Source organism: Niabella pedocola (assembly GCF_021044425.1).
Lineage (GTDB): Bacteria > Bacteroidota > Bacteroidia > Chitinophagales > Chitinophagaceae > Niabella > Niabella pedocola.
The window spans coordinates 370699-392153 of record NZ_JAJNEC010000003.1 but is presented as its reverse complement, the minus strand read 5'-3'; the positions used below and the strand labels follow the sequence as shown (position 1 = coordinate 392153).

Genomic DNA, 21455 nt, shown 5'->3' with positions numbered 1-21455 from the left:
CGATGTCACATGCCGATGAGGCATTCATTTGCTCATTTTCAAATTTTCAAATCTCTCATTTTGAATCTCGTTCAGTAGCATCAGACCTATCCACCACTTCTACGATCCTGTTTTTATGTACCGCTGGATTGGGAGCATAAATATTGCAGTCCTACGGAGCTGGAGAATGATGTCACATTGCGATGAGGCATTCATTTACTCATTTTTAAATTTTCAAATACTTTTCCATTCCTTATTCCTCATTAATGGATCGTAACTTTCTTCATTGTTTCTCTGCCGTAAAAAACCGGGTAGTACATCAGCTCGGCTTTGGCGGGATTTAATATATAATTTCCGGTGTATCGGGGCATCAGCTGAATATCAAACGTATAGCTTCCCTGCTGCATTTTTGTACAGAAGATGGCGGTTTTGTTTTTGAAATATTCGCGATGTGTTTCCACGCCCCAAAATCGCTGCATCTTATTTTCATAACTGCACCCTGCGGGGATGGGTATTTCAATCATTACATAATCTGCATCAGCCCTTGCCGTTACCTCCACCCGTAACAAGGCTGTTTTACCGGCCTTCAATACCTGTACATCCTGGTTATCCTGTATCAGGCGGGAGTTTACTGTAAAATCTTTGGATATGGCCTGCGGCGTCCTGTTCTGAAACTGCTGGTAGGCGGTGATATATACCGGCATGTCGCCCTCTTTTTTAATCTGCAGATGAGTACCAGCTTCATATTGCTGCTCAAAGGGGAACTTGTCGAACCGTGTGCGATTGATCTCAACTACGGCGGGTTTGGGTTTCTTTTCCGCATCAAATAATTCCGGCAAAATAGTTTCAAGTATCAGGGACGACTCGTATGTATTGCGCCATTGCCCATCTTTCCGCTGTTCCAGGAAATACTGGCGGATCTGGCTCAGTTCGTTGGTATGGCCACCGGCGCGCCGCAGTATCCGGTACATCATCAGCGTATTCTGGATGCTGTTATTCCAGAACCGCCAGCCATCCTCGCCCCAGTAAATACCGCCAAACATTGTTTGTTTATGCAGCTTTACAAGGGAGTCTATACGGACCGTCAACCCGCCCTGCTGCTTTAATTCCAGTAATTCCAGCTGTTCATACAATGTCTTTTTCCGTTTTTGGTAAAGCGTGTCGGCTTCTTTTAACCGGATCCAGTCCCGGAGCACCTGGTTACCATTCAGCTGCGCCAGCAAACGCACCAGTTTGGGATGGGCATCGGCGCCCTGGTCGGCAACTTTAGCCTGCAGGTAACGGTACAGCAGGTCGGTATTCAACGTTGTGGTATATCCCTGGCGTTGCGCTTCCATCAATGCTTCCACCACATGCAAGCTGATCCAGGGTTCTACCACCGTTCCCTGCCACCAGCCCCAAAGACCGTCGGTTGATTTATTGTCGTCCAGTTTTTTCAATACCACCCGGATACTCTTTTCATAAGGAAATGGTTCTTTCATATACGCCCGCAGTTTCTTTTCCAGCAACAGGGACTTTAGTTTGGAGGCCAGTTGTTCGTTACACAGGTATTCATAATCCCGCAGGCGTTTCATCTCATCCAGCAATACAGGAAAAACAGAGGTTTCTGCCCGCACAATGCCGGCACCTTTGTCTTTGTGGAGCCGGTATTGCAAGGCCGTATCTCCCAGTAATACGGAAAACCAACCTACCGTTTCCTTTACACCAGCCGGATACAGGGGGATGCTTCTCCGTTCTCCGTCAAAATAACCATTGGATTGTTTGAGTGCATATTCAAAGTGCAGGCTATCTTTTCCCTGTGCGCCGATCATTACCGTATCCAGGTGGGCATGCATAACGGTTAGCTCGCTGTTGCGTAACGTGGTATCCATAAACCTGAAGCTACGTACAAGTTTCTCCGGTATTGGCGTATAATTCATCAGTTTCCCAATCACATTCATGCTATCCCCTTCCACTGCAAACTGCGGCGCAACAAAATTAGCACTCAAGGTTTTGAAAGAGCGGATGGTTTGCTCGAGGTAGCCGCTTTGCCGTTCACCGGTAAGGGCAATCAGCCGGGTTTTCCAGCTGGTGATATCATCCGGAAAAGTTACTGTAAAGCTGGCCTCTCCGCTGGCATCCGTTACCAGGCGCGGCTGCCAGAAACCTTCATCGGAGAAACGTGCACGCAGCGTTTGAGCTCCTTCCTGCAAGACACCCGATTCGTTGACCACACTATTACCTTTTTTGGTTTTAACGATCACAACTCCGTTTGCTCCTCTTGATCCGTAAATAGCCGTGGCATCGGCTTCCTTAAGGATATTCATTTGTTCAATATCATCCGGGTTCAGGGCGCTGATATCCCCATCAAAAGGAAGGCCATCTACCAGTATCATCGGATTTTTTGCGGGCAGCGTGCCGGTACCCCTCAGCTGAATATCACCTACTGCCACTCCTGCTACCCTTCCGCTTAAGGAAGTAGAAAGACGGTTATTGGAAATGCTCGTTACCGCTCCTGTAAGATTGCTTTTCCGCTGCGTACCATATCCTACTACCACTACCTCGTTCAGCTGTCCTTTTGCGTCTTCCAGTATAATGGTGTCGGAACGGCCACCGGCCTCCACCTGTTTTGAAAGATAACCCAATGCGGAAACGGCAAGCGTTCCTCTTTCAGGTATTTTTAAGCGGAAGCGTCCGGCTTTATCGGTAACCGTGCCCACCTGTTGGTTCAAGCCCTGTATTTCTACCGTTGCTCCTCCAATGGGTTTGCCATCAAATGACATCACTACGCCTTTTACTTCCTGGTGCAGTACTTCCGGGTTAAAATACGATTTATTAAACAGGCGGATGATCGCTTCCGGTACGGGTGGTCGGTAATAACCGTATTGCGTGCGCTTATCTTCTTTGATGTACCGGTCCAGCGACAGGGTGAAGCTGTCTGCCGGATGGATCTTAAACTGCGACCAGGAATAATAATTAATGCCGCTGGCTGTTACCTGTACGTTATCGGCTTTAAAATAGCGGTTGTCCTTTAAGAGAAACAGGAGCTGATAATGGCCCGGCAATAAGGGCGCAAACGCTGTGGCAGCACCATTGTATACCTGTAAAAAATGTGGCCGTGAAGGGTCTGTCAGAATGATGTTTTTTATATACGGCAGTTGATTCGTGAATGCCGTATCGATATAAAAGCGCAGTGTACCGGTGGTTTTCTCGTTCGGAGCATATGTTGAGAATAATTGCGTGGTGCGGCTGCGCAGGTCGAAGAAATCATTCCACAGGGTATCTATATCCGCATTACGCAGCACCTGCTGGCGGTAATTTTGGCTCAATGCATTGTTGCCCCGGAGCAGGGTATCAAACGTGTACATACCGGGATACGATTTTTGTTTGATTAACCCCGGGGAAAACGTGTATACAAAACCGGGCTCCTTGGTAAACAACTGGTCTATCAACTCCGACTGGAAGAATAGCCGGTCGGTTCGTATAGGGCCTACCAGCAGATCGCGCTGCCATGAGATGGATGTTCCGGGCGGATTGAGCAGCAAACGAATGGAGTCATACCGGATAAAGGTTTGCCCGTCGTTAAAATTATCTTGTACGCGCAGAAAATAAGGGTGCAGCCGCTGCCGTTCTACCGGCGTTAAAATGTTCTTCAGGCGGGTTACCCGGGCCTGCGTGTTCAGCGTATCGGCCTCCACGCTGAATACGGTGCGCATTCCTTTTTTAAAATAAAAGTCCCGGATCCATACCTCATGTTCCGGTGTTCGCAAACGGATGCTGTGTGCACCGGGTGTGATGCGAAAGGCATAGTGCTGCAGCTGTTGGGCCTGCTCAAAATACACGGGCACTTCATCTACATAAACGATGCTGACCGGTTCTATAGCGCCGTTGTTTACCACAAATGGCGCAAACTGTGTAAGGCTATCTTTTATTGCTTCGGTTTGCAGGTATAAACCCCGGGGATTGGTAAACCGATAGTACTCGATGGTATCCAGTCCCAGCTGGCGTCCCCATTTCTGCCAGTTCATCCGTATGTTACCACTGGCCCCCGCGGCTTCTCCCTCCAGCTCAACACGCCAGGTATTCCGTGCATAAAAGCTGCGGCCGAAATCACGTACAAAGGGTGCAACCGAATTAAATTTAGCGGTATGGGCATAGGCCGTCAGATCTGCACCGGGCACGGGTTTATTCCGGGCATCGGTTATTGCCACTTTCATGTGCACTTTTTGTCCCGGGTAAATCACTTCCGGTGCCAGCAATTTTATATTCAGTATTTGCGCATTGTAAAAACTGCTTACTTCTTTTTGTTGTTCCGCATCATTCCAGAAATAACTGATATGAAAATGTGCCGCGCGTTTGTTCGTGTGATTGATCACTGTATCGAGTGTTGTGCCATATCCTCTTAACAATACGTCACTTCCGGAGAGCACCGTATACCAGAAAGGGATTTTATGTTCGTTGGCAACCGCGAGGTGTACCTGCTTTTCTGAATGAACCGCGGCGATCTCGATACCATCATCAAATTGATACGGCGATTTTATAGCTTTCACGCCATTGTCCAATACCAGTTCATACCAGGCGGCCTGATAGTTCATTTGAAGGGCCAGCGGTAATTGCACCCGTTGGGAATCGACCGGCTGTTCGCCGGAACGGGTATAAAGCCACCCGGCCTGCGGTTGTCTTATACTATCTTTTTGGTACTCCAGGTAAAGACTGTCTTTCACAAAACGCGCTGCAATGGTTCCGCTGTCTTTGAGCTGTTGCTGATCATAATTCAGATACAGGTCTGCCGTGCGGGTTTCATTATTACTGTTCAGCATTTTGAAATGGAGGCTGTAGGAAAGCCGAGCCTCCGGGAAAATGCTATCGGGTATAAACAACCGTGTCTCGCCCACCGGATCGAGGCTGACCGTGGTTTTCCAAAGGGTGTCCGGCACAAAAACAACGTCCTTATAAAAAGAGGCAACTCCTTGCGTACGCGCAACGATCTCCACGCGTGCATCCGGAACCGCCAGCTCGTTTTCATCCGTGGCCTTCATATAAACTGCAATGGGTTGACCGGGATATTGTATTTTCTTGTCTGTTCGTACCGCAAAACGCAATGCATTTAATTCATATTCCTCATAATAAAAATTTCCCGATGCCCGTGTAACCGGCCGGCCGGCCACAGAATCCATAAGCAGGATCTTATACGGTTGATCCAGCATTAGTTTCAGCGAATCGGCCAGTACAAACTGGTATTCATAGCCCCCATCCCTGTAAGGGTTAAGCAGGGTTAGTTGCTTTTGCCCGGATGGCCCGCTAAGCAGCACCTGTAAGGGGCGACGCTTACCTGCTTCCTTTTTATCAGAAAAGAGATAGGCTTTAAACCTTACCGTGTCGTAGGGTTTGTATTTGGGTTTGCTAAACACGAAAAAACTGCCGGGGCCCGTTGATACCGCCCTCCGGCTCGGCTTCTTTACAAAAACAGACCGTACCTGTTTTACCGGGAACACGGAACGTATCCGTTTCCGGAAGGATGGCCGGCCGGGTACATCCTCATCATCTGAATCGTAGGTAAAATAGCTGGACACGCCTTTATGTACTATTTTCAGATAGGCCGCTCCGCTGGGGTAACGCCCCCTGTACAAATGGGCCGCCGGGTTATAATACAACCGTTTGCCCCGGGCTGTAAACACGGTTGCATCTACAACCGGTTTTCCGGCCGGATCTGTGATGCTGAACTGAAACTCCTTTTTATTGTTAATAAAAGAAAGCCGGGTATTGCCATTCATGATCAGGGTATAGTGCAACTGGTTGCCCTGTGCCTGTACGCTGAGGTAATTTCCATAGGGCAAGGCCCGGGGCTTTCCGCTTTTTGTGTCGTAACGGTCTACTAATGTGTGTAGGAATGCATCGGTTAATGACAGGGGTTTAAGGATCAGCAGTTCTGTTTCCTTATCCGTAAGCTGGTACACTTCGGTAAGGGGGCCATTGGTAGCGCTCACAGACAGGCGGCTTTGAGCCCTTAACGTACAGATGGAAAGCAGCAGCGCAAGTAGTAGTATCGTTTTTCTCATAATATAGATATGCTATGCACAGGATGCAACCCGCTGCGGAATTACACAAGGAACGCGGAATATTTTTTTAACGGCGGCTGATATGCAAATGTTGAGCGCTCCTTTATAGATGGCAGAAAGACAGCCCGCTTATCTGCGGTAAAACAACAGGTTCCTGCCGCACGTTGCTTATCCTCTGCTATTTGCTTAATTTTATGGCCCCGGAAAGGCACTCACCGCTTTGCCGGTAAACAAATAAGAATACAATGAAACTCTATATAAAAAATATGGTATGCAACCGCTGCAAAATGGCGGTAAAAACCGAATTGGAAAAGCTACACCTCCACCCCGTTTCTGTTGAATTGGGTGAAGTAGAACTGGAACGAGAACTTACTCCCGGTGAAAAACAGCAGCTGGAGACCGGTTTGAACGAGCTGGGGTTCGAGCTGATCGATGATAAAAAAAGCCGGATGATCGAAACCATCAAAAAACATATTATACAACTGGTACATCAACAGGATGGGGAATTAAAAGTGAATCTTTCCGATTACCTCAGCAGCCGGCTGCATCATGATTACAATTATATGTCGAATCTTTTTTCCGAGGTAGAGGGTACCACCATTGAAAAGTACTTTATCCACCAAAAGATCGAACGTGTAAAGGAGCTGCTGGTATATGATGAACTGTCCCTTAGCGAGATCGCCTTTCAGCTCAATTATTCCAGCGTGGCCCATTTAAGCAACCAGTTTAAAAAAGTAACCGGATTTACCCCCAGCCATTTTAAAAACATCCGGGCAGAAAAACGCAAACCGCTGGATATGGTATAACTGCATTTATTTCACCCGTTCGCTTGGTTGCAGTACCCTTCTTACCGGAGCCGCACTGTAAAATACATTACCTTTAGCGCGGTAATATGACCCAAACGATAACCATCAATCATTGGATACAGGAGGCACAAATACTGCCCCTGGTGGATGTGCGTACGCCGGCAGAATTCACACAGGGACATATTCCCGGTGCTGTTAATGTACCGTTATTCAGTAATGAAGAGCGGGCGCAGGTTGGTACTACGTATAAGCAGGTGAGCCGGGAAGCAGCTATTCTCCTGGGTTTTGAGCTCACCGGTCCCAAATGGGCCGGCTTCATCCGGCAATGCCTGCAAATAGCCCCTGGTAAACGGATTGCCGTACACTGTTGGCGGGGCGGCATGCGCAGCGGTGCCATGGCCTGGGCCCTGGGCTTGTATGGCTTTGAAGTATATACCATAACCGGAGGTTACAAGTCTTACCGCCGCTGGGCGCACCGACAATTTGAGCGGAGCTATAATATCCGGGTATTGGGCGGCATGACCGGATCCGGCAAAACGCGTTTACTGCAGTATATGAAAAAACAGGGGCAACAGGTCATCGACCTGGAGGAGCTGGCACAACACCAGGGTTCTTCTTACGGTACTATGAATAAAATGGTACAGCCTACACAGGAGCAGTTTGAGAACGACCTGGCCTGGCAGCTAAAGGATATGCACCCGGAGCCGCTGTTGTGGCTGGAGGATGAATGCCAGAAGATCGGCAAACGGAGTATTCCCCTATCCCTGTGGCAGCAAATGCGCACCGCTTTACTCATCGACTTACAGGTTTCCCTGGAGCAGCGGGTGGCTACTTTACTACGGGATTATGGCCACCTGGATCCCGATTTTTTAGCAGAAAGTACCGAGCGCATCCACAAACGGCTGGGCCCGCTGCAGACCAAACAAGCCGTTGCCGCTATCCGGGAAGGCCGTATGAACGATTTTATCCGCGTAGCGCTGGTGTATTATGACAAAGCCTATCGCAAAGGCCTGGCCATGCGCCCACCGGGTAATGTGTTTGAACTGCAAACCTCCGGTGAAGATATGCCGGCGGATTATCAGCGGCTCGTAGCTTTTACCGAAGCATTTTCAACACCATAAAAGGCGCAGGTATCTGCCATACAGTTTCAGACCCATACCGGTAACAGAACATTTTTTTATGGAAACAACAACATTCAGACTCACTCAATATTCGCATGGTGCCGGCTGTGGCTGCAAGATCAGTCCGGCCCTGTTGGATAAAATATTACATACAGCTATTCCTACAGCGATAGCCGATCCGCGCTTGCTGGTAGGCAATGATAAACGCGATGACGCGGCGGTGCTGGACCTGGGCAATGGCACCGCGCTGATCTCCACCACCGATTTTTTTATGCCGATTGTGGATGATGCCTACGATTTTGGCCGCATTGCCGCAACCAACGCCATCAGTGATGTGTATGCCATGGGCGGCAAACCCGTGCTGGCTATTGCCATACTCGGCTGGCCCATCGAGAAACTTCCTCCGGAAGTAGCCGGCCTGGTACTTGACGGCGCCAGAGCTGTTTGCGCCGATGCAGGTATTACCCTGGCCGGAGGGCACAGTATCGACTGTCCCGAACCGGTGTTTGGCCTTGCCGTAAATGGCCTGGTAGCACTTTCGCATTTAAAACAGAATGCCACGGCTTTGCCGGGATGCCGGTTATACCTGACCAAGGCGCTGGGTGTAGGCGTATTATCCACTGCTCAAAAACGTGGGTTATTGCAACCGGAAGATGCAGCTATCGCCCTGAAAAGTATGACGGCGCTCAACAAGCCGGGAGCAGTATTGGGAGGATTGGATGCCGTTAAGGCAATGACCGACGTAACCGGCTTCGGGCTGTTAGGGCACCTGGCTGAAATGTGCGCCGGCAGCGGGTTATCTGCTGTGGTGGAATTTGATAAAGTACCCGTGATACCCGGTATCGATACCTACCTGAACCAGGGCTGTGTACCCGGTGGTACCCTCCGCAATTGGTCCAGTTATGGAAACAGGATCGGTCCGCTGACCGAGCATCAGCAACAGATCCTTGCCGATCCGCAAACCAGCGGCGGTTTATTAGTAGCCGTATCGGAAGATGGCACCGGTCGTTTTGAACGACTGATGCAGGAACAAGGCTATCATTTAACATCCTTCGGCTGGTTGCAACCGCAGGACAACGGGCCGCTGATCCGTATTGCCTGATATCCGGTCAAACCCAGATTCGCTCAGTATATACAATTGCGTTCAGATCTGCTGTTGCAGCTGCCAGTAATGGCCAAACGGATCTTTAATGGTCGCCTGCCGGTAACCATAATCGTAATCCTGTGCAGGGCTTATTTCTCCGGCACCGGCCTCCAGGGCGTTTTTCACGATAGCATCCACATCGGTCACAAAAAGGCCGATGCAAACCGTTGTACCGCTGTGTGCGTCCGGCGAAAAATAATAGGACTTTGCCGTGGTTTCATGCAGGTGAAACAAAGCCCCATCAATACTTAGTTCGGATACATGAATGCTGCCGTCCTCATTGGAAAAGCGTCTTAATTCTACAGCCCCGAACGCCTTTTCATAAAAGGAAATATCGTAGCTGCCGTTGGGAATAAAGAGCTCGGGCGCAAAGAATGTATGCTGGTTCATAGTTATAAAATTAGCAAAAAACACGTATCTCCTTCTTCCTGTTTCTCCATTTGTTTCCCATTCTATTTTGCGTACCTTTATGCATACGATGCCTGACTGGTTCTGGAATACCAGGAACTCCTGTAAATGCAGGCAGTCATTTTTTTTAAATCGAATGACCATATGAAGAAACAGGTTCTTTTTATACAGGGTGGCGGCAATGGCGGATATAAAACCGATATCCCTCTGGTTGCCTCTTTGCAGGCGGCACTGGGCAGCAATTACGAGGTGCATTATCCAAAAATGAGTGCTGATGAAACCGCACCCGATTTTGCAGCACAATGGCTCCGCCAGATCGGCGAACAGATTGCCGTGGCCGAAGATGGACTTATACTGGCAGGCCACTCGCTTGGTGCTTCCCTGCTGGTAAAATACCTTTCAGAAAACACTGTTAAAACAGCCATCGCCGGGGTTTTCCTGGTAGCCCCCCCTTTCTGGAATGGCAACCAGGACTGGGTACAACCATTGAAACTACAGGATGGTTTTGCGGAGCAATTACCCCAGGATTTACCTATTTACTATTACCAGTGCCGGGATGATGAAGTGGTGCCGTTTGCGCATTTCATCCATTATCAGCAACAATTACCCGGCGCCATCTTCCGGGAACTGGCCAGCGGAGGGCATCAGTTGCATAATGACCTGTCCATAGTAGCTACAGATATAAAAAGGCTGTAAACCGTATCGTGCGAAATAAACGGTAAAGCAGGAACGGTATCCCGCAGACCTGTGCAGACACGTACGCCAAACCAATGTCATCTTGCGCCAATTCAAGAGATAAACGATCAGCCCTCATCTGCATAAACCTGCGGGAAATAACCGTCCTTCAATTATTTCCATCCACCGCCCAATGCCCGGTAAATATGGGTAACCGCACTGAACTGCTGCTCCCGGGTTTCTACCAGCTCCAGCCGGGATTCCAATGCATCCCGCTGCGTCATCAATACTTCCAGGTAATCGGCCCTTGCGGCCTTGTACAATTCATTGGATACAGCAATAGACCGGCCCAATGCGTTTACCTCGTTATTTTTCAGCTGGTACTTTTGCTCCAGGTTGCTGATATTGGATAGTTCGTTCGATACTTCCCGTACGGCATTTAATATGGTTTTTTCGTACGCATACAGTGCCTGCTGCTGACGCGCATCGGCGCTCGCAAATTCCGCTTTGATGGCATTTTTGTTGATCAGCGGCCCGGCCAGTTCGCCCGCCAGGGAGAAGAGCACCGATTCCGGCAACTTTGCCAGGTAGGAAGGTTTAAACGCCTGCAATCCGATTGCCGCAGAAATATCCAGTGTAGGATAAAAAGCCGCCCGGGCCACCTTTACATCCAGCCGGGCTGCCGCCAATGCCAGTTCTGCCTGACGGATATCCGGCCGGTTGGCCAGCAACTGCGACGGGATGCCTGTACTTACTTGCCGGGGCAACGCGGTTAAAAAGCCGCCGGAAGACCGTTCTACCGGCTGGGGATTTCGTCCCAGCAGGAAATTGATCTTATTTTCTCCTTCCTTTATTTGCTGCAGGATCTCGTATTCGCGGCTTTGGGAATTGAGCACTTCTGCTTCAAATTTTTTAACCGCCAGTTCGGTAGCCCTTGCCGCTTCCTTCTGCACCTTTACGATCTCCAGTCCATTCTTCTGCAACTGTATACTTTCTTTTACAATAGCCAGCTGGTTGTCCAGCGCCAGCAGTTCATAATAGGAATCCGCGATCTCTGCAACGAGGTTGGTCATAACAAAGTTCTTACCTTCCACGGTGGCCAGGTAGCGATCCACCGCCGCCTGTTTGCCATTGCGCAGTTTTTTCCAGATATCGGCTTCCCAGGTGGCATAAAGCCCCAGCTCATGATCACCCAGGACATCGGGTATTTCCTTGCCCGGTTCAATATCCGTAGAGGCATCTCCCGCACCCTGGCTGGTATAGCGGCCTACTTTTTCTACCCCGCTTCCGGCCTTGGCCATTACGCTGGGTAACAGCTCTCCTTTTTTTACCCGGATATCATTGCGGGCGATCTCAATTTCCTGCAGGGTACTCAGCAACTCCCGGTTATTATGGAGCGCCGTATCCACCAGTTTTAGCAGGTAAGGATCGGCAAAAAAGTCCTGCCATCTTACGGACGCACTGCTCAGGGTATCCGCCGGCGAAGCTTCAAAGGATGGCGGCGGCGCCGTTTTTACTTCGTGGTTCACTATGGCCGGCACTTTACAACCCGTAATGCCCGCGAAGGCAAAGGCTGCAGTACCGATCAGGTATATTTTAATGCTATTCATTATGATCAATTTCTTCTGTTAACGGGTTTTCTTCTTCATCTTCCACCAGGATATGCCGTTCCGATATGCGGGCAAAAATGTAGTACAGGCCGGGTATAATGAGCACACCAAAGAGGGTACCAAATAACATCCCCCCTGCTGCTGCGGATCCGATGGTATGGTTGGCGATGGCTCCGGGGCCGGTAGCTACCATCAGCGGAATCACACCGGCAATAAATGCAAAGGATGTCATCAATATCGGGCGTAACCGGGCCGCCGCTCCTTCAATAGCTGCCTGCGCCGGTGAATAGCCGTCGCGGTGCCGTTGTACCGCATATTCCACGATCAACACGGCGTTTTTTCCCAGGATACCAATCAGCATAACCATGGCGATCTGTGCATAGATATTATTTTCCAGTCCGAAGATCTTTAGAAAACAAAATGCACCAAAGATGCCGATGGGCAATGAAAGCAGGATGGGCAGCGGCAATACGAAACTTTCGTATTGCGCAGACAGCACCAGGTATACGAACACCAGCGATATCAGGAAGATATAGATGGCCTGGTTGCCGCGGCGGGTCTGGTCTTTTGAGATCCCCGCCCAATCGATACCAAAACCTCTGGGCAGTTTTTCTTTAGCCACTTCGTTGATCACATCAATCGCCGTACCACTGCTAACGCCGGGGGCGGATCCTCCGCTGATCTCTGAAGCGTTGTACATATTATGCCGTGTGATTTCCGATAACCCATAGGTTTTCTTCATGGTCATAAAAGCCGAATAAGGCACCATTTCATCATGATCATTTTTTACATAATAATTGAATACATCTTCCGGTAACTGCCGGTACTGTGGCAGTGCCTGCACCATTACCTTATAGGGTCGGTCGAATTTGATGAATCCTGTTTCATAGTTGCTGCCCACCAATGTGGAAAGATTGTCCATCGCATTCTCAACAGAGACACCTTTTTGCTTGGCCTTGTCGTTATCCACCGCCAGCTGATATTGTGGAAAACTGGCACTGTAAAACGTAAATACAGAGCTCAGTTCGGGCCGTTTGTTCAGCTCTTTTACAAAGTCACGGCTAACGGTTTCCATTAATTTATAGTCGCCCGTACCCGCTTTATCCAGTAACCGCAATTCAAAACCACCGGCCGCACCATAGCCCGGTACAGCGGGCGGCGGAAAGAATTCCAGCGTGGCCCCCTTAATGTTTTTGGCTTTTTCCTCCAGCGCTTCCATCACCTCCTGCATCGAATGTTTGCGTTCGCTCCAATCCTTCAGGTTGATCAGTACGGTTCCGGAATTGGAGCCGGTTCCTTCCGACAGTACTTCATATCCCGCGGTAGTCGATACCGACTGGATGTCGTCCATCTTGGAAGCGATTTGCTGCAGTTGGGCCGCTACGTCGTCCGTACGCTCAAGTGTAGATCCCGGAGGGGTAACAATAATGGCGTAGAACATGCCCTGATCCTCGCCGGGAATAAAGCCGGCGGGCACAGCCGTACTGAGGCCCCAGGTTCCGGCAATAAAGGCGGCCAGCACCAGAAACGTAAGTACACGGCGATTTACAATGACTGACACCAGCTTCTTATACCAGCCCTGCAAATTGTTAAACCAGTTATTAAAGCCGTCAATAGCGCGGTTGATCACCGTTGCCTTCTTTTTACCATGTGTATTTTTCAGGATCATGGCGCACATAGCCGGGGTAAATGTAAGCGCCACAATACCGGAAAGAATGATGGCCGTTGCCATAGTAACCGAGAACTGACGGTAGAATACACCTACCGGCCCCGACATAAAGGCAATGGGAATGAATACCGCAGCCATGATGAGCGTAATGGCAATAATGGCACCGCCTATTTCATGCATGGCCGCCATGGTAGCGGCTTTGGCGCTCAGGCCCTCGCTTTCCATTTTTGCGTGCACCGCTTCTACGACCACAATGGCATCATCTACCACGATTCCGATTGCCAGCACAAGGGCAAAGAGTGTGATCAGGTTTAATGTAATGCCCAGGAACTGCATAAAAAAGAAGGTACCAATGAGTGAAATAGGTACGGCCAGGATGGGGATCAGGGTCGAACGCCAGTCGCCCAGGAACAGGAACACTACAAACCCTACAAGGATAAAGGCTTCTACCAGCGTGTGTATTACTTTTTCCATGGATGCATCCAGGAACTTGGATACATCATAGCTCAACTCGTAATGCATACCTTTGGGAAAGGAGGATTCTTCGATCTCTTTCAGCTTGGCCTTTACATTTTTGATGACTTCACTGGCATTACTTCCATAAGATTGTTTGATCACAATCGCCGCCGATGTGCGCCCGTTCAGTTTTGAATAAATATTATAGAAGGCACTGCCCAGCTCAATATCGGCAATGTCTTTTAAGTGCAACAACTGACCGTCTGGCCCGGTTTTCAGCACGATGTTCTCATAATCTTCTTTCTTGTTATACCGGCCGGTATACTTAAGTACATATTCAAAGGCCTGTGACTTCTTGCCGGAACTTTCTCCCAAACGGCCTGGTGATGCCTCAAGACTCTGATCACTGAGCGCTTCCATTACTTCATTAGCGGTGATCTTATACGCCAGCATACGGTCGGGCTTCAGCCATACCCGCATAGAGTATTCTTTATCGCCCAGGATATCCGCAAACCCCACTCCGTTCACGCGTTTCAGTTCCGCAAGCAGGTTCAGATCGGCAAAGTTGTAAATAAAGCTGCCATCCAGCTTGGGATCGTCGCTGTACAGGTTTACATACATCAGCATATTGGATTCTTCCCGGGTGATCTTTACGCCTTCACGTACTACCAGAGGGGGTAATTTGTTTACGACTGCCGCCACACGGTTCTGAACGTTTACAGAAGCCAGATTCGGATCGGTACCTAGTTCAAAAACCACCTGGATGCTGGCTTCCCCGTCGTTACCGGCATCGGAGGCCATATATTTCATACCGGGAATACCGTTGATGGCCTGTTCCAGTGGAATCACCACGGCCTTGATCATCAGTTCGCTGTTGGCACCGGGGTACTCCGCTGTAACGTTTACCTTGGGCGGAGAAACCGATGGAAACTGGGTTACCGGTAATTGGGTAAGCGCCAGTATGCCCAGGAATAGGATGATGAGTGAAATAACTATGGACAGTACGGGCCTGTTAATAAATTTATTAAACATAAAAACTGTTTTGGAATCGCATTTTTAAGGGTTCAGGAGTTGCAGTTTACGGGCTACCTCTTCGGGTGCGGTGTACACCGGCTTTATTTTCTGGTCTTCCTTGATGGTTTGCAGGCCTTCCAGCAAAATATGGTCGGTTGCTTCCAGACCATCACCGATCACATACAGGTTGGGCAATTCATATTGCACCGTAATATTCCGCGACCGTACTTTATTATCTTTATCCACTACATATACATAGATCTTGTCCTGGAGCTCATAGGTCGCTTTCTGCGGAATTACGAGTGCGTTTCTCAGCGGGATCTGCATCAGCACTTTTCCGGTTTCGCCGTGTTTTAAAAGTGCATTCGGATTGGGGAATTTTGCCCGGAACGCAATATTTCCGGTGGTGTTGTCAAACTCACCTTCGATGGTTTCGATCCTTCCCGGATAGGGATACCGGCCGGCATTGGCCAGTGTAAGTGCCAGTGGTGTTTGGGTAGTACCACTGCTATCCGTTTTAAAATTCAGGTATTCACTTTCCGATACGTTAAAATAGGCGTAGATACCGCTGTTGTCGGATAAGGTAGTCAGTAAGGTACCCTCATCAATAAGGCTTCCCTGTTTAAACCGGATCCGGTCGATGACCCCGCTGAAGGGTGCCCGGATCTCCGTAAAGGATAAATGTGCTCCGGCCAGGGTCATTTCGGCCTTCGCTACATCGTATTTTGCTTTCGACAGGGCGAGCTCATTTTTGGAAACGATCTCTTTATCTGCCAGCAAACGGGTATTTTGCATTTCCAGTTCGGCAGAATGCGCTTCCGCCTTGGCTTTTTGAAATTCTGCTTCGTAAATCCGGGGCATGATGCGGAACAAGACCTGGCCGGCCTTTACATATTGCCCTTCGTCTACATAGCTTTTTTCAAGATATCCCTTCTCCTGGGCGCGTATTTCTACATTGCGCACCGATTGCAATTGTGCGACATATTCTTTTACATAATTGGTATCGATTTTTAATGGACTGGTAACGGAAAACGATTCGGTTTCTGCTTTTTCTTCTTTGCTCGACTTACAGCCTGTTGTTCCGTACGTAATCACGCACAAGCTGATCAGCAATGCGACTTTGTTCATTGTTGAATGGAAATTTTAAAGGAGTACAGCCGGCTCAGCTGGAAAACTGGAGGCTGCTAAAAATGGCCACAACTGCGGAAGTAACACTTACCGGAGTGAAAGGTTTGGGAAACAACTACGGCGGATTCGGCATCACCGGTGCCGTAAACAGAAGACTTTTGCACCTGCGATGACCCTGTAATCCGTACATCCGGGATATGCGTTCCGGCGCATGCGCTTATCTTATACCCTTCCTTATGGTTTATAAGTATTGCTCCGGCTAACTGGTGGCCGGGGTTGGTAATTTTGATTTATATTGTTGTAGAATACGCAGACGCGTTTTAAGATCATTCCAGCGAATCTGAAGTAGAATATGGTGTTTAACGCTGGGCTGCAGCCGTCATACCCGGATGGAGCGGAAGAAAATATATTTCCCCGCAGTCAGACAGGCCGGATAAGGTCGCCGGTATGGTTTTTCTTTATCGTGAATATGAAGCAGCCGGTTGGTGACCCAATTAAAAACCCAGTGCGGTACATCGGCAAAAGTATGTTCATGCAGCCCTGGCGCCACGTCTTCTTCCTTGTCATCGGTGCGATCCAGAAAAAGATCAGGGGGAAAAACAGGAAGATCCGGTGTGGCAGAGTAACGGGCGTCTTTTTGTACAAATACCGGGGCAGGAGAACGGTGTGCCGCTTTTTGCGCAGAATTCCATATTAAAAATCCCCCCGCAAACAGCAGACTGTAAACCACTATCAAAACACCGCCCCGCTTCATAAGGGCGTAAAATTAATTCTTCCGGCTGTTTTGCAAAAAAATACTTTTCAATTTAAATATTTTATAACACCGTGCTTTAAGTATTACGGGTTGGGGGGGTATTTTTAAACGCTAAGAGCGCAAGGAATCCGCAATGCTCGCAAAGAATACCGTCAGCCCAATTTATCATCGCGGCCTTTGCGTGTTCCCTGCGCGCTCTGCGGTAAAAAACAACCGCAAGAAGCGTCAGCATTAAAAACTTACAAACCTCGGGGTTATCTTAAAACGCTAGGATCGCAAGAGGGCTGCAATACTCGCAAAGAATACCGTCAGCCCAATTTATCATAGCGGCCTTTGCGTGTTCCCTGCGCGCTCTGCGGTAAAAAACAACCACAAGAAGCTTCAGCATTAAGAACTTACAAACCTCGGGGTTATTTTAAAACGCAAAGATCGCAAGAGGGCTGCAATGCTCGCAAAGAATACCGTCAGCCCAATTTATCATAGCGGCCTTTGCGTGTTCCCTGCGCACTCTGCGGTAAAAAAACAACCACTGGAAGCGTCAGCATTAAGGGCTTACAAACCTTGGGATTATTTTAAACGCTAAGAACGCAAGGGGACAGCACTATTCGCAAAGAGTACTCAGATGCCGGCTCAACTTACCATCGCGCACTTTGCAGATGCTTTGCGCACTCTGCGGTAAAAAAACAACCGCAAGAAGCGTCAGCATTATTACGCAGCGCCTGCATCTTTTACAATCGCCTCCACTGCCAGCGCCCCGCTGGGGCAGCGATGCACCTGTTCAATGATCTGCGTTGCAGGGGCACCATCTACATCTACCCATTTTTTCTCCTTCGGCCGGAATACCTGCGGCAGCTCCTTCCAGCAACGGGTGGCATGCTGGCACAGCTCAGGACGCCAAACCACCGCGATTGAATCATTTTGGTAAAGGATCTTCTTCGCTGTCTCCGGATCCCGCTGCATAAACGTACGTACCGTAACCTGGTTTTCCAGTATCCTGGATATCGGGCAGGCTTTGGCAATTTCCTGCAAACGCAGCTTTTGATCATCGGGTACCGCCTGTGGAAAATAAATATCCCGGTCAATGACCGTAATGGTTGCCCCCTCCCGGATCTCGCTGTACATATTGGTATTTACCCGGATCTCGGGTACCTCCCATCCCTTGCGGTCGATATACATCCGCAGGGTGATCAGTGTACAGGATGCCAGCGAAGAAAGCAACAAGGTATAGGGATCCGGACCGCTGTCCCGCCCACCCTGGCTTACCGGCTCATCCGCAATAAAACCACCATTACGCCAGGTAATGGCGCATTGGTATTTTTCAGTGCCGATTGCAGCATTTATTGGTTTTTCGAATCTGTATTTCATACCTTTTTATTTAGACAGCAAGCTACATTATTTCGTTTATTCTCCGGTTAATCCAGGTTAAGTGGACGGTCACAGCATCCAGTTCCTTTTCATTTCTGTAAATATATCGCTGCTTACGGAAACAAAGACGCCGAAACCGCCGGTCATTGCTACCGCGTTGAACCTTACGCCTCTGTAACCAACAGACCTTGCAATTATATAAACCAAATCCATAATTGTGTAACAGTGCTGCCAGTTGCCTGAACGAACTTTGCAGGGAATCACAAAACGATTATTATGACAACCGATCCGTTAAACGCAATAGCCATCCCGCTGGAAGGTGTAGAAAGTGAACATTGTGCCCTTATTGTAGAGAAGGGACTGGACAAAGTGGCCGGCATTGCTACGCATAAAGTGGAGCTGAACAATCGCCGGGCGGTGATTACTACCGACGAAATTGAAGTGGTATCAAAAGCAGTATCAGCGATCCGCGACCTGGGTTATGATGTACCCACCGTAAAAAAGAACATCCCGGTACTGGACATGACCTGTGCATCCTGTGCCATCAGCGTGGAAAGCATGCTGAAAAACCAGCCGGGGGTCGTATCCGCGTCGGTAAATTTTGCCACTACTTCCGTGGCGGTAGAATACCTGCCCAATATCATTGATACCGCCGGCATGCAAAAGGCGATCCAATCCATCGGGTACGACCTGTTGATCGAAAGCGCGGAAAAAGAAGCCGAAACGCTGGAAGCCATCCATCAGAAAAAATTCGGAGCGCTCAAAAAGAAAACGCTGTGGGCAGCCCTGATCACGGTTCCGTTGGTGATTATCGGTATGTTCTTTATGGACATGCCCTATGCCAATGAGATCATGTGGGTACTTTCCACACCCGTGGTACTTTACTTTGGAAAAGATTTCTTTATCAACGCCTGGAAACAGGCCCGCCACCGTTCGGCCAATATGGATACATTGGTGGCGCTTGGTTCCGGAACGGCATACCTGTTCAGTGTGTTCAATACGCTGTTCCCGGGGTTCTGGCATAGCCGCGGACTGCATGGGCACGTGTACTTTGAAGCGGCGGCGGTGATCATCACTTTTATTCTTCTTGGAAAGCTGCTGGAAGAAAAAGCAAAAGGGAATACATCTTCGGCTATTAAAAAGTTAATGGGACTACAGCCCCAAACCGTTACCATTATCCGGGCCGATGGCCAGCAAGTTGTACAGCCCATTGAAGCGGTACAAAAAGGAGACATCATCCTGGTAAAGCCCGGTGAAAAAATAGCCGTAGACGGTTTGGTTACGGGGGGTAGTTCCTATATTGATGAAAGCATGCTGAGTGGGGAGCCGGTGCCGGTATTAAAAAATGAAAACGACGCCGTATTTGCAGGTACCATTAATCAGAAAGGCAGTTTCCGGTTCCGGGCTGATAAAGTAGGATCCGAAACCATGCTGGCGCAGATCATCCGTATGGTACAGGAAGCACAGGGCAGCAAGGCTCCGGTACAGAAGCTCGTGGATAAAATTGCAGGCATCTTTGTACCCGTTGTTATCGGTATCGCCATCCTGGCTTTTGCCAGCTGGATCCTGCTGGGAGGCGATAATGGATTTACACAGGGCCTGATCGCCTTTGCCACGGTTCTGGTAATTGCCTGTCCCTGTGCCCTGGGCCTGGCCACACCTACCGCCATTATGGTTGGCATTGGCAAGGGTGCAGAAAAAGGCATCCTCATCAAGGACGCTGTAAGCCTGGAGCTGGCTAAAAAAATAACGGCGATCGTGCTGGACAAAACCGGCACCATTACCGAAGGGAAGCCGGTGGTTACCGATAGTTACTGGGCAACTGAAGACGCCCGTTTAAAACAGCTTTTCTTCAGCATTGAAAAACAATCGGAGCATCCGCTTGCAGAAGCCGTGGTAAAACATTTCGGAGACTTATCCCCCACGGCTATTACAGACTTTGAAAGCTTAACCGGCCGCGGTGCCAGTGCCCGCGCCGGAACAATGATATACTATGCCGGCAACCGCAGGCTGTTAGATGAAAAAGGGATCCGGATCGATGCGTCGTTTTTAGAAAAGGCCGCAGCATGGAGCCTCGCCTCCAAAACCGTGATCTGGTTTGCCGACGAACAACAGGCATTGGGTGTATTTGCCATCGCCGACCAGATCAAGCACACATCCCAACAGGCCATACAAACGTTAAAGCAGGCTGGCATCGAGGTATACATGCTAACAGGAGATAATGAAGCCACTGCAGCAGCTATTGCCCGGCAAACCGGTATCAATGCCTACAAGGCAGAGGTGTTGCCCGAACAGAAAGCCGCCTTTGTAAAACAACTGCAGGCGCAGGGTAACACCGTAGCGATGGTAGGCGATGGCATCAACGACAGCACAGCACTGGCACAGGCCGATGTAAGCATCGCAATGGGTAAAGGCAGTGATATCGCAATGGATGTGGCTAAGATGACGATTATTTCATCGGATCTGAACAAGATCCCGGAAGCCATTCAGTTGTCCCGCCAAACGGTAGCCACTATCCGGCAGAACCTGTTTTGGGCCTTTATTTACAATGTGATTGGCATTCCGGTAGCGGCGGGCATATTGTATCCGGTGAACGGGTTCCTGCTCAACCCCATGATTGCCGGAGCCGCAATGGCACTCAGCAGCGTAAGTGTAGTTACCAATAGCCTACGTTTGAAATGGAAACGGTAAAACATGTAAGAATTATCCGGAATGATGTAATGGTTCACCGGCCGGCAGAAACGAAATTTGTGTCTGAACTTATAAAAGAAAAATAATAATTATGAAAACAATTCAAATCGCTATTCCCGATATGCAAAGTACCCATTGCCAGGCACGCGTTCAACAGGCACTCGGTAATGTGGAAGGTATTCAGGTAAATGAAATTCAGGCAGGCCAAGCCACAATAGTCCTGAACGACCCGCAGCAGCAATCTGCGGTTACCGCAGCCATTGAAAAGGCCGGTTATACAGTGGCCGGTATTGCACCGGAAGATGAACCGCAGGCAGGCACCGCCCTGAGTTTTAAAACGAATATCAACTGCGGTGGCTGTGTGGCAACCGTAAGACCGGCACTGGATGGCAACAGCGGCATTGCCGAATGGCATGTTGATACGCTGAACAAGGATAAGATCCTTACTGTAAAAACTGCCGGTGCCACTTCTGAAGAAATCATCAATACCGTAAAAAACGCAGGATTTAAGATCGAGGCTGTTTAATAGCCCTTTAAAACAGCCGTTCAGGAACCATTAAGATATGAAGCGTCGTTAAGTTTTGTATGACCTTAATG

General features: G+C 49.2%; 14 protein-coding genes. 7 read left to right on the top strand and 7 right to left on the bottom strand.

Features of this window, described 5'->3' with window-relative positions; genetic code table 11:
• Nucleotides 1-242: 242 nt before the first annotated feature.
• Nucleotides 243-6017 carry an alpha-2-macroglobulin family protein gene (locus LQ567_RS02820; protein ID WP_231002582.1) on the bottom strand — a complete coding sequence of 1925 codons (5775 nt, stop codon included), beginning with the start codon at nucleotides 6015-6017 and terminating at the stop codon, nucleotides 243-245.
• Nucleotides 6018-6262: 245 nt separating this feature from the next.
• Between LQ567_RS02820 and LQ567_RS02815 the strand changes: the two genes are divergently transcribed.
• The 3 genes from LQ567_RS02815 (at nucleotide 6263) to selD (ending at nucleotide 9046) form a co-directional block, all read left to right on the top strand.
• Entirely contained in the window at nucleotides 6263-6823 is a 561-nt protein-coding gene (locus LQ567_RS02815) for a helix-turn-helix domain-containing protein (protein WP_231002581.1), read from the top strand.
• Between the two features lie 86 nt (nucleotides 6824-6909).
• A complete protein-coding gene (mnmH, locus tag LQ567_RS02810) occupies nucleotides 6910-7944 on the top strand; it encodes a tRNA 2-selenouridine(34) synthase MnmH (protein ID WP_231002580.1) in 1035 nt (344 codons plus the stop codon).
• A 58-nt stretch (nucleotides 7945-8002) separates the two neighbouring features.
• Nucleotides 8003-9046: a selenide, water dikinase SelD gene (gene selD / locus LQ567_RS02805; RefSeq protein ID WP_231002579.1), complete on the top strand. Its 1044-nt coding sequence runs from the start codon at nucleotides 8003-8005 to the stop codon at nucleotides 9044-9046.
• Nucleotides 9047-9088: 42 nt separating this feature from the next.
• Here the strand turns inward: selD and LQ567_RS02800 are convergent, their stop codons facing one another.
• Nucleotides 9089-9478 (bottom strand): VOC family protein, encoded by a 390-nt coding sequence (locus LQ567_RS02800; RefSeq protein WP_231002578.1) that lies wholly within the window; start codon nucleotides 9476-9478, stop codon nucleotides 9089-9091.
• 162 nt (nucleotides 9479-9640) lie between these two features.
• Between LQ567_RS02800 and LQ567_RS02795 the strand changes: the two genes are divergently transcribed.
• Nucleotides 9641-10192 carry an alpha/beta hydrolase gene (locus LQ567_RS02795; protein WP_231002577.1) on the top strand — a complete coding sequence of 184 codons (552 nt, stop codon included), beginning with the start codon at nucleotides 9641-9643 and terminating at the stop codon, nucleotides 10190-10192.
• A gap of 152 nt (nucleotides 10193-10344) precedes the next feature.
• Here the strand turns inward: LQ567_RS02795 and LQ567_RS02790 are convergent, their stop codons facing one another.
• Genes LQ567_RS02790 through LQ567_RS02780 form a run of 3 tightly spaced genes read right to left on the bottom strand, consistent with a single transcriptional unit; the run spans nucleotide 10345 to nucleotide 16048 of the window.
• Nucleotides 10345-11781 (bottom strand): TolC family protein, encoded by a 1437-nt coding sequence (locus LQ567_RS02790; RefSeq protein ID WP_231002576.1) that lies wholly within the window; start codon nucleotides 11779-11781, stop codon nucleotides 10345-10347.
• Nucleotides 11774-14938 carry an efflux RND transporter permease subunit gene (locus LQ567_RS02785; RefSeq protein WP_231002575.1) on the bottom strand — a complete coding sequence of 1055 codons (3165 nt, stop codon included), beginning with the start codon at nucleotides 14936-14938 and terminating at the stop codon, nucleotides 11774-11776. Before LQ567_RS02785 ends, LQ567_RS02790 begins: the two co-directional genes overlap by 8 nt.
• A gap of 24 nt (nucleotides 14939-14962) precedes the next feature.
• Nucleotides 14963-16048 (bottom strand): efflux RND transporter periplasmic adaptor subunit, encoded by a 1086-nt coding sequence (locus tag LQ567_RS02780; protein WP_231002574.1) that lies wholly within the window; start codon nucleotides 16046-16048, stop codon nucleotides 14963-14965.
• Between LQ567_RS02780 and LQ567_RS02775 the strand changes: the two genes are divergently transcribed.
• Nucleotides 16033-16221 (top strand): hypothetical protein, encoded by a 189-nt coding sequence (locus LQ567_RS02775; protein ID WP_231002573.1) that lies wholly within the window; start codon nucleotides 16033-16035, stop codon nucleotides 16219-16221. The two genes, LQ567_RS02780 and LQ567_RS02775, sit on opposite strands and share 16 nt — an antisense overlap.
• A 206-nt stretch (nucleotides 16222-16427) precedes the next feature.
• On the opposite strand, the gene LQ567_RS02770 is transcribed toward LQ567_RS02775, so the two are convergent.
• Together LQ567_RS02770 and LQ567_RS02765 are read right to left on the bottom strand one after the other, a co-directional pair.
• Nucleotides 16428-16802, bottom strand: coding sequence for a hypothetical protein (locus LQ567_RS02770; RefSeq protein WP_231002572.1), 375 nt, complete (start codon nucleotides 16800-16802; stop codon nucleotides 16428-16430).
• A 708-nt stretch (nucleotides 16803-17510) separates the two neighbouring features.
• Nucleotides 17511-18167: a (4Fe-4S)-binding protein gene (locus LQ567_RS02765; protein ID WP_231002571.1), complete on the bottom strand. Its 657-nt coding sequence runs from the start codon at nucleotides 18165-18167 to the stop codon at nucleotides 17511-17513.
• 276 nt (nucleotides 18168-18443) lie between these two features.
• Between LQ567_RS02765 and LQ567_RS02760 the strand changes: the two genes are divergently transcribed.
• Nucleotides 18444-20858: a heavy metal translocating P-type ATPase gene (locus LQ567_RS02760; RefSeq protein ID WP_231002570.1), complete on the top strand. Its 2415-nt coding sequence runs from the start codon at nucleotides 18444-18446 to the stop codon at nucleotides 20856-20858.
• Nucleotides 20859-20949: 91 nt separating this feature from the next.
• On the top strand, nucleotides 20950-21384 hold the full coding sequence (locus tag LQ567_RS02755; RefSeq protein WP_231002569.1) for a heavy-metal-associated domain-containing protein: 435 nt from the start codon (nucleotides 20950-20952) through the stop codon (nucleotides 21382-21384).
• The last annotated feature ends 71 nt before the right edge of the window (nucleotides 21385-21455 follow it).

Excerpts from the sequence above, each read along its gene's own strand:
- LQ567_RS02820 (WP_231002582.1), bottom strand. The coding sequence starts at position 6,017 with ATGAGAAAAACGATACTACTACTTGCGCTGCTGCTTTCCATCTGTACG.
- LQ567_RS02815 (WP_231002581.1), top strand. The coding sequence starts at position 6,263 with ATGAAACTCTATATAAAAAATATGGTATGCAACCGCTGCAAAATGGCG.
- mnmH (WP_231002580.1), top strand. The coding sequence starts at position 6,910 with ATGACCCAAACGATAACCATCAATCATTGGATACAGGAGGCACAAATA.
- selD (WP_231002579.1), top strand. The coding sequence starts at position 8,003 with ATGGAAACAACAACATTCAGACTCACTCAATATTCGCATGGTGCCGGC.
- LQ567_RS02800 (WP_231002578.1), bottom strand. The coding sequence starts at position 9,478 with ATGAACCAGCATACATTCTTTGCGCCCGAGCTCTTTATTCCCAACGGC.
- LQ567_RS02795 (WP_231002577.1), top strand. The coding sequence starts at position 9,641 with ATGAAGAAACAGGTTCTTTTTATACAGGGTGGCGGCAATGGCGGATAT.
- LQ567_RS02790 (WP_231002576.1), bottom strand. The coding sequence starts at position 11,781 with ATGAATAGCATTAAAATATACCTGATCGGTACTGCAGCCTTTGCCTTC.
- LQ567_RS02785 (WP_231002575.1), bottom strand. The coding sequence starts at position 14,938 with ATGTTTAATAAATTTATTAACAGGCCCGTACTGTCCATAGTTATTTCA.
- LQ567_RS02775 (WP_231002573.1), top strand. The coding sequence starts at position 16,033 with ATGCGACTTTGTTCATTGTTGAATGGAAATTTTAAAGGAGTACAGCCG.
- LQ567_RS02780 (WP_231002574.1), bottom strand. The coding sequence starts at position 16,048 with ATGAACAAAGTCGCATTGCTGATCAGCTTGTGCGTGATTACGTACGGA.
- LQ567_RS02770 (WP_231002572.1), bottom strand. The coding sequence starts at position 16,802 with ATGAAGCGGGGCGGTGTTTTGATAGTGGTTTACAGTCTGCTGTTTGCG.
- LQ567_RS02765 (WP_231002571.1), bottom strand. The coding sequence starts at position 18,167 with ATGAAATACAGATTCGAAAAACCAATAAATGCTGCAATCGGCACTGAA.
- LQ567_RS02760 (WP_231002570.1), top strand. The coding sequence starts at position 18,444 with ATGACAACCGATCCGTTAAACGCAATAGCCATCCCGCTGGAAGGTGTA.
- LQ567_RS02755 (WP_231002569.1), top strand. The coding sequence starts at position 20,950 with ATGAAAACAATTCAAATCGCTATTCCCGATATGCAAAGTACCCATTGC.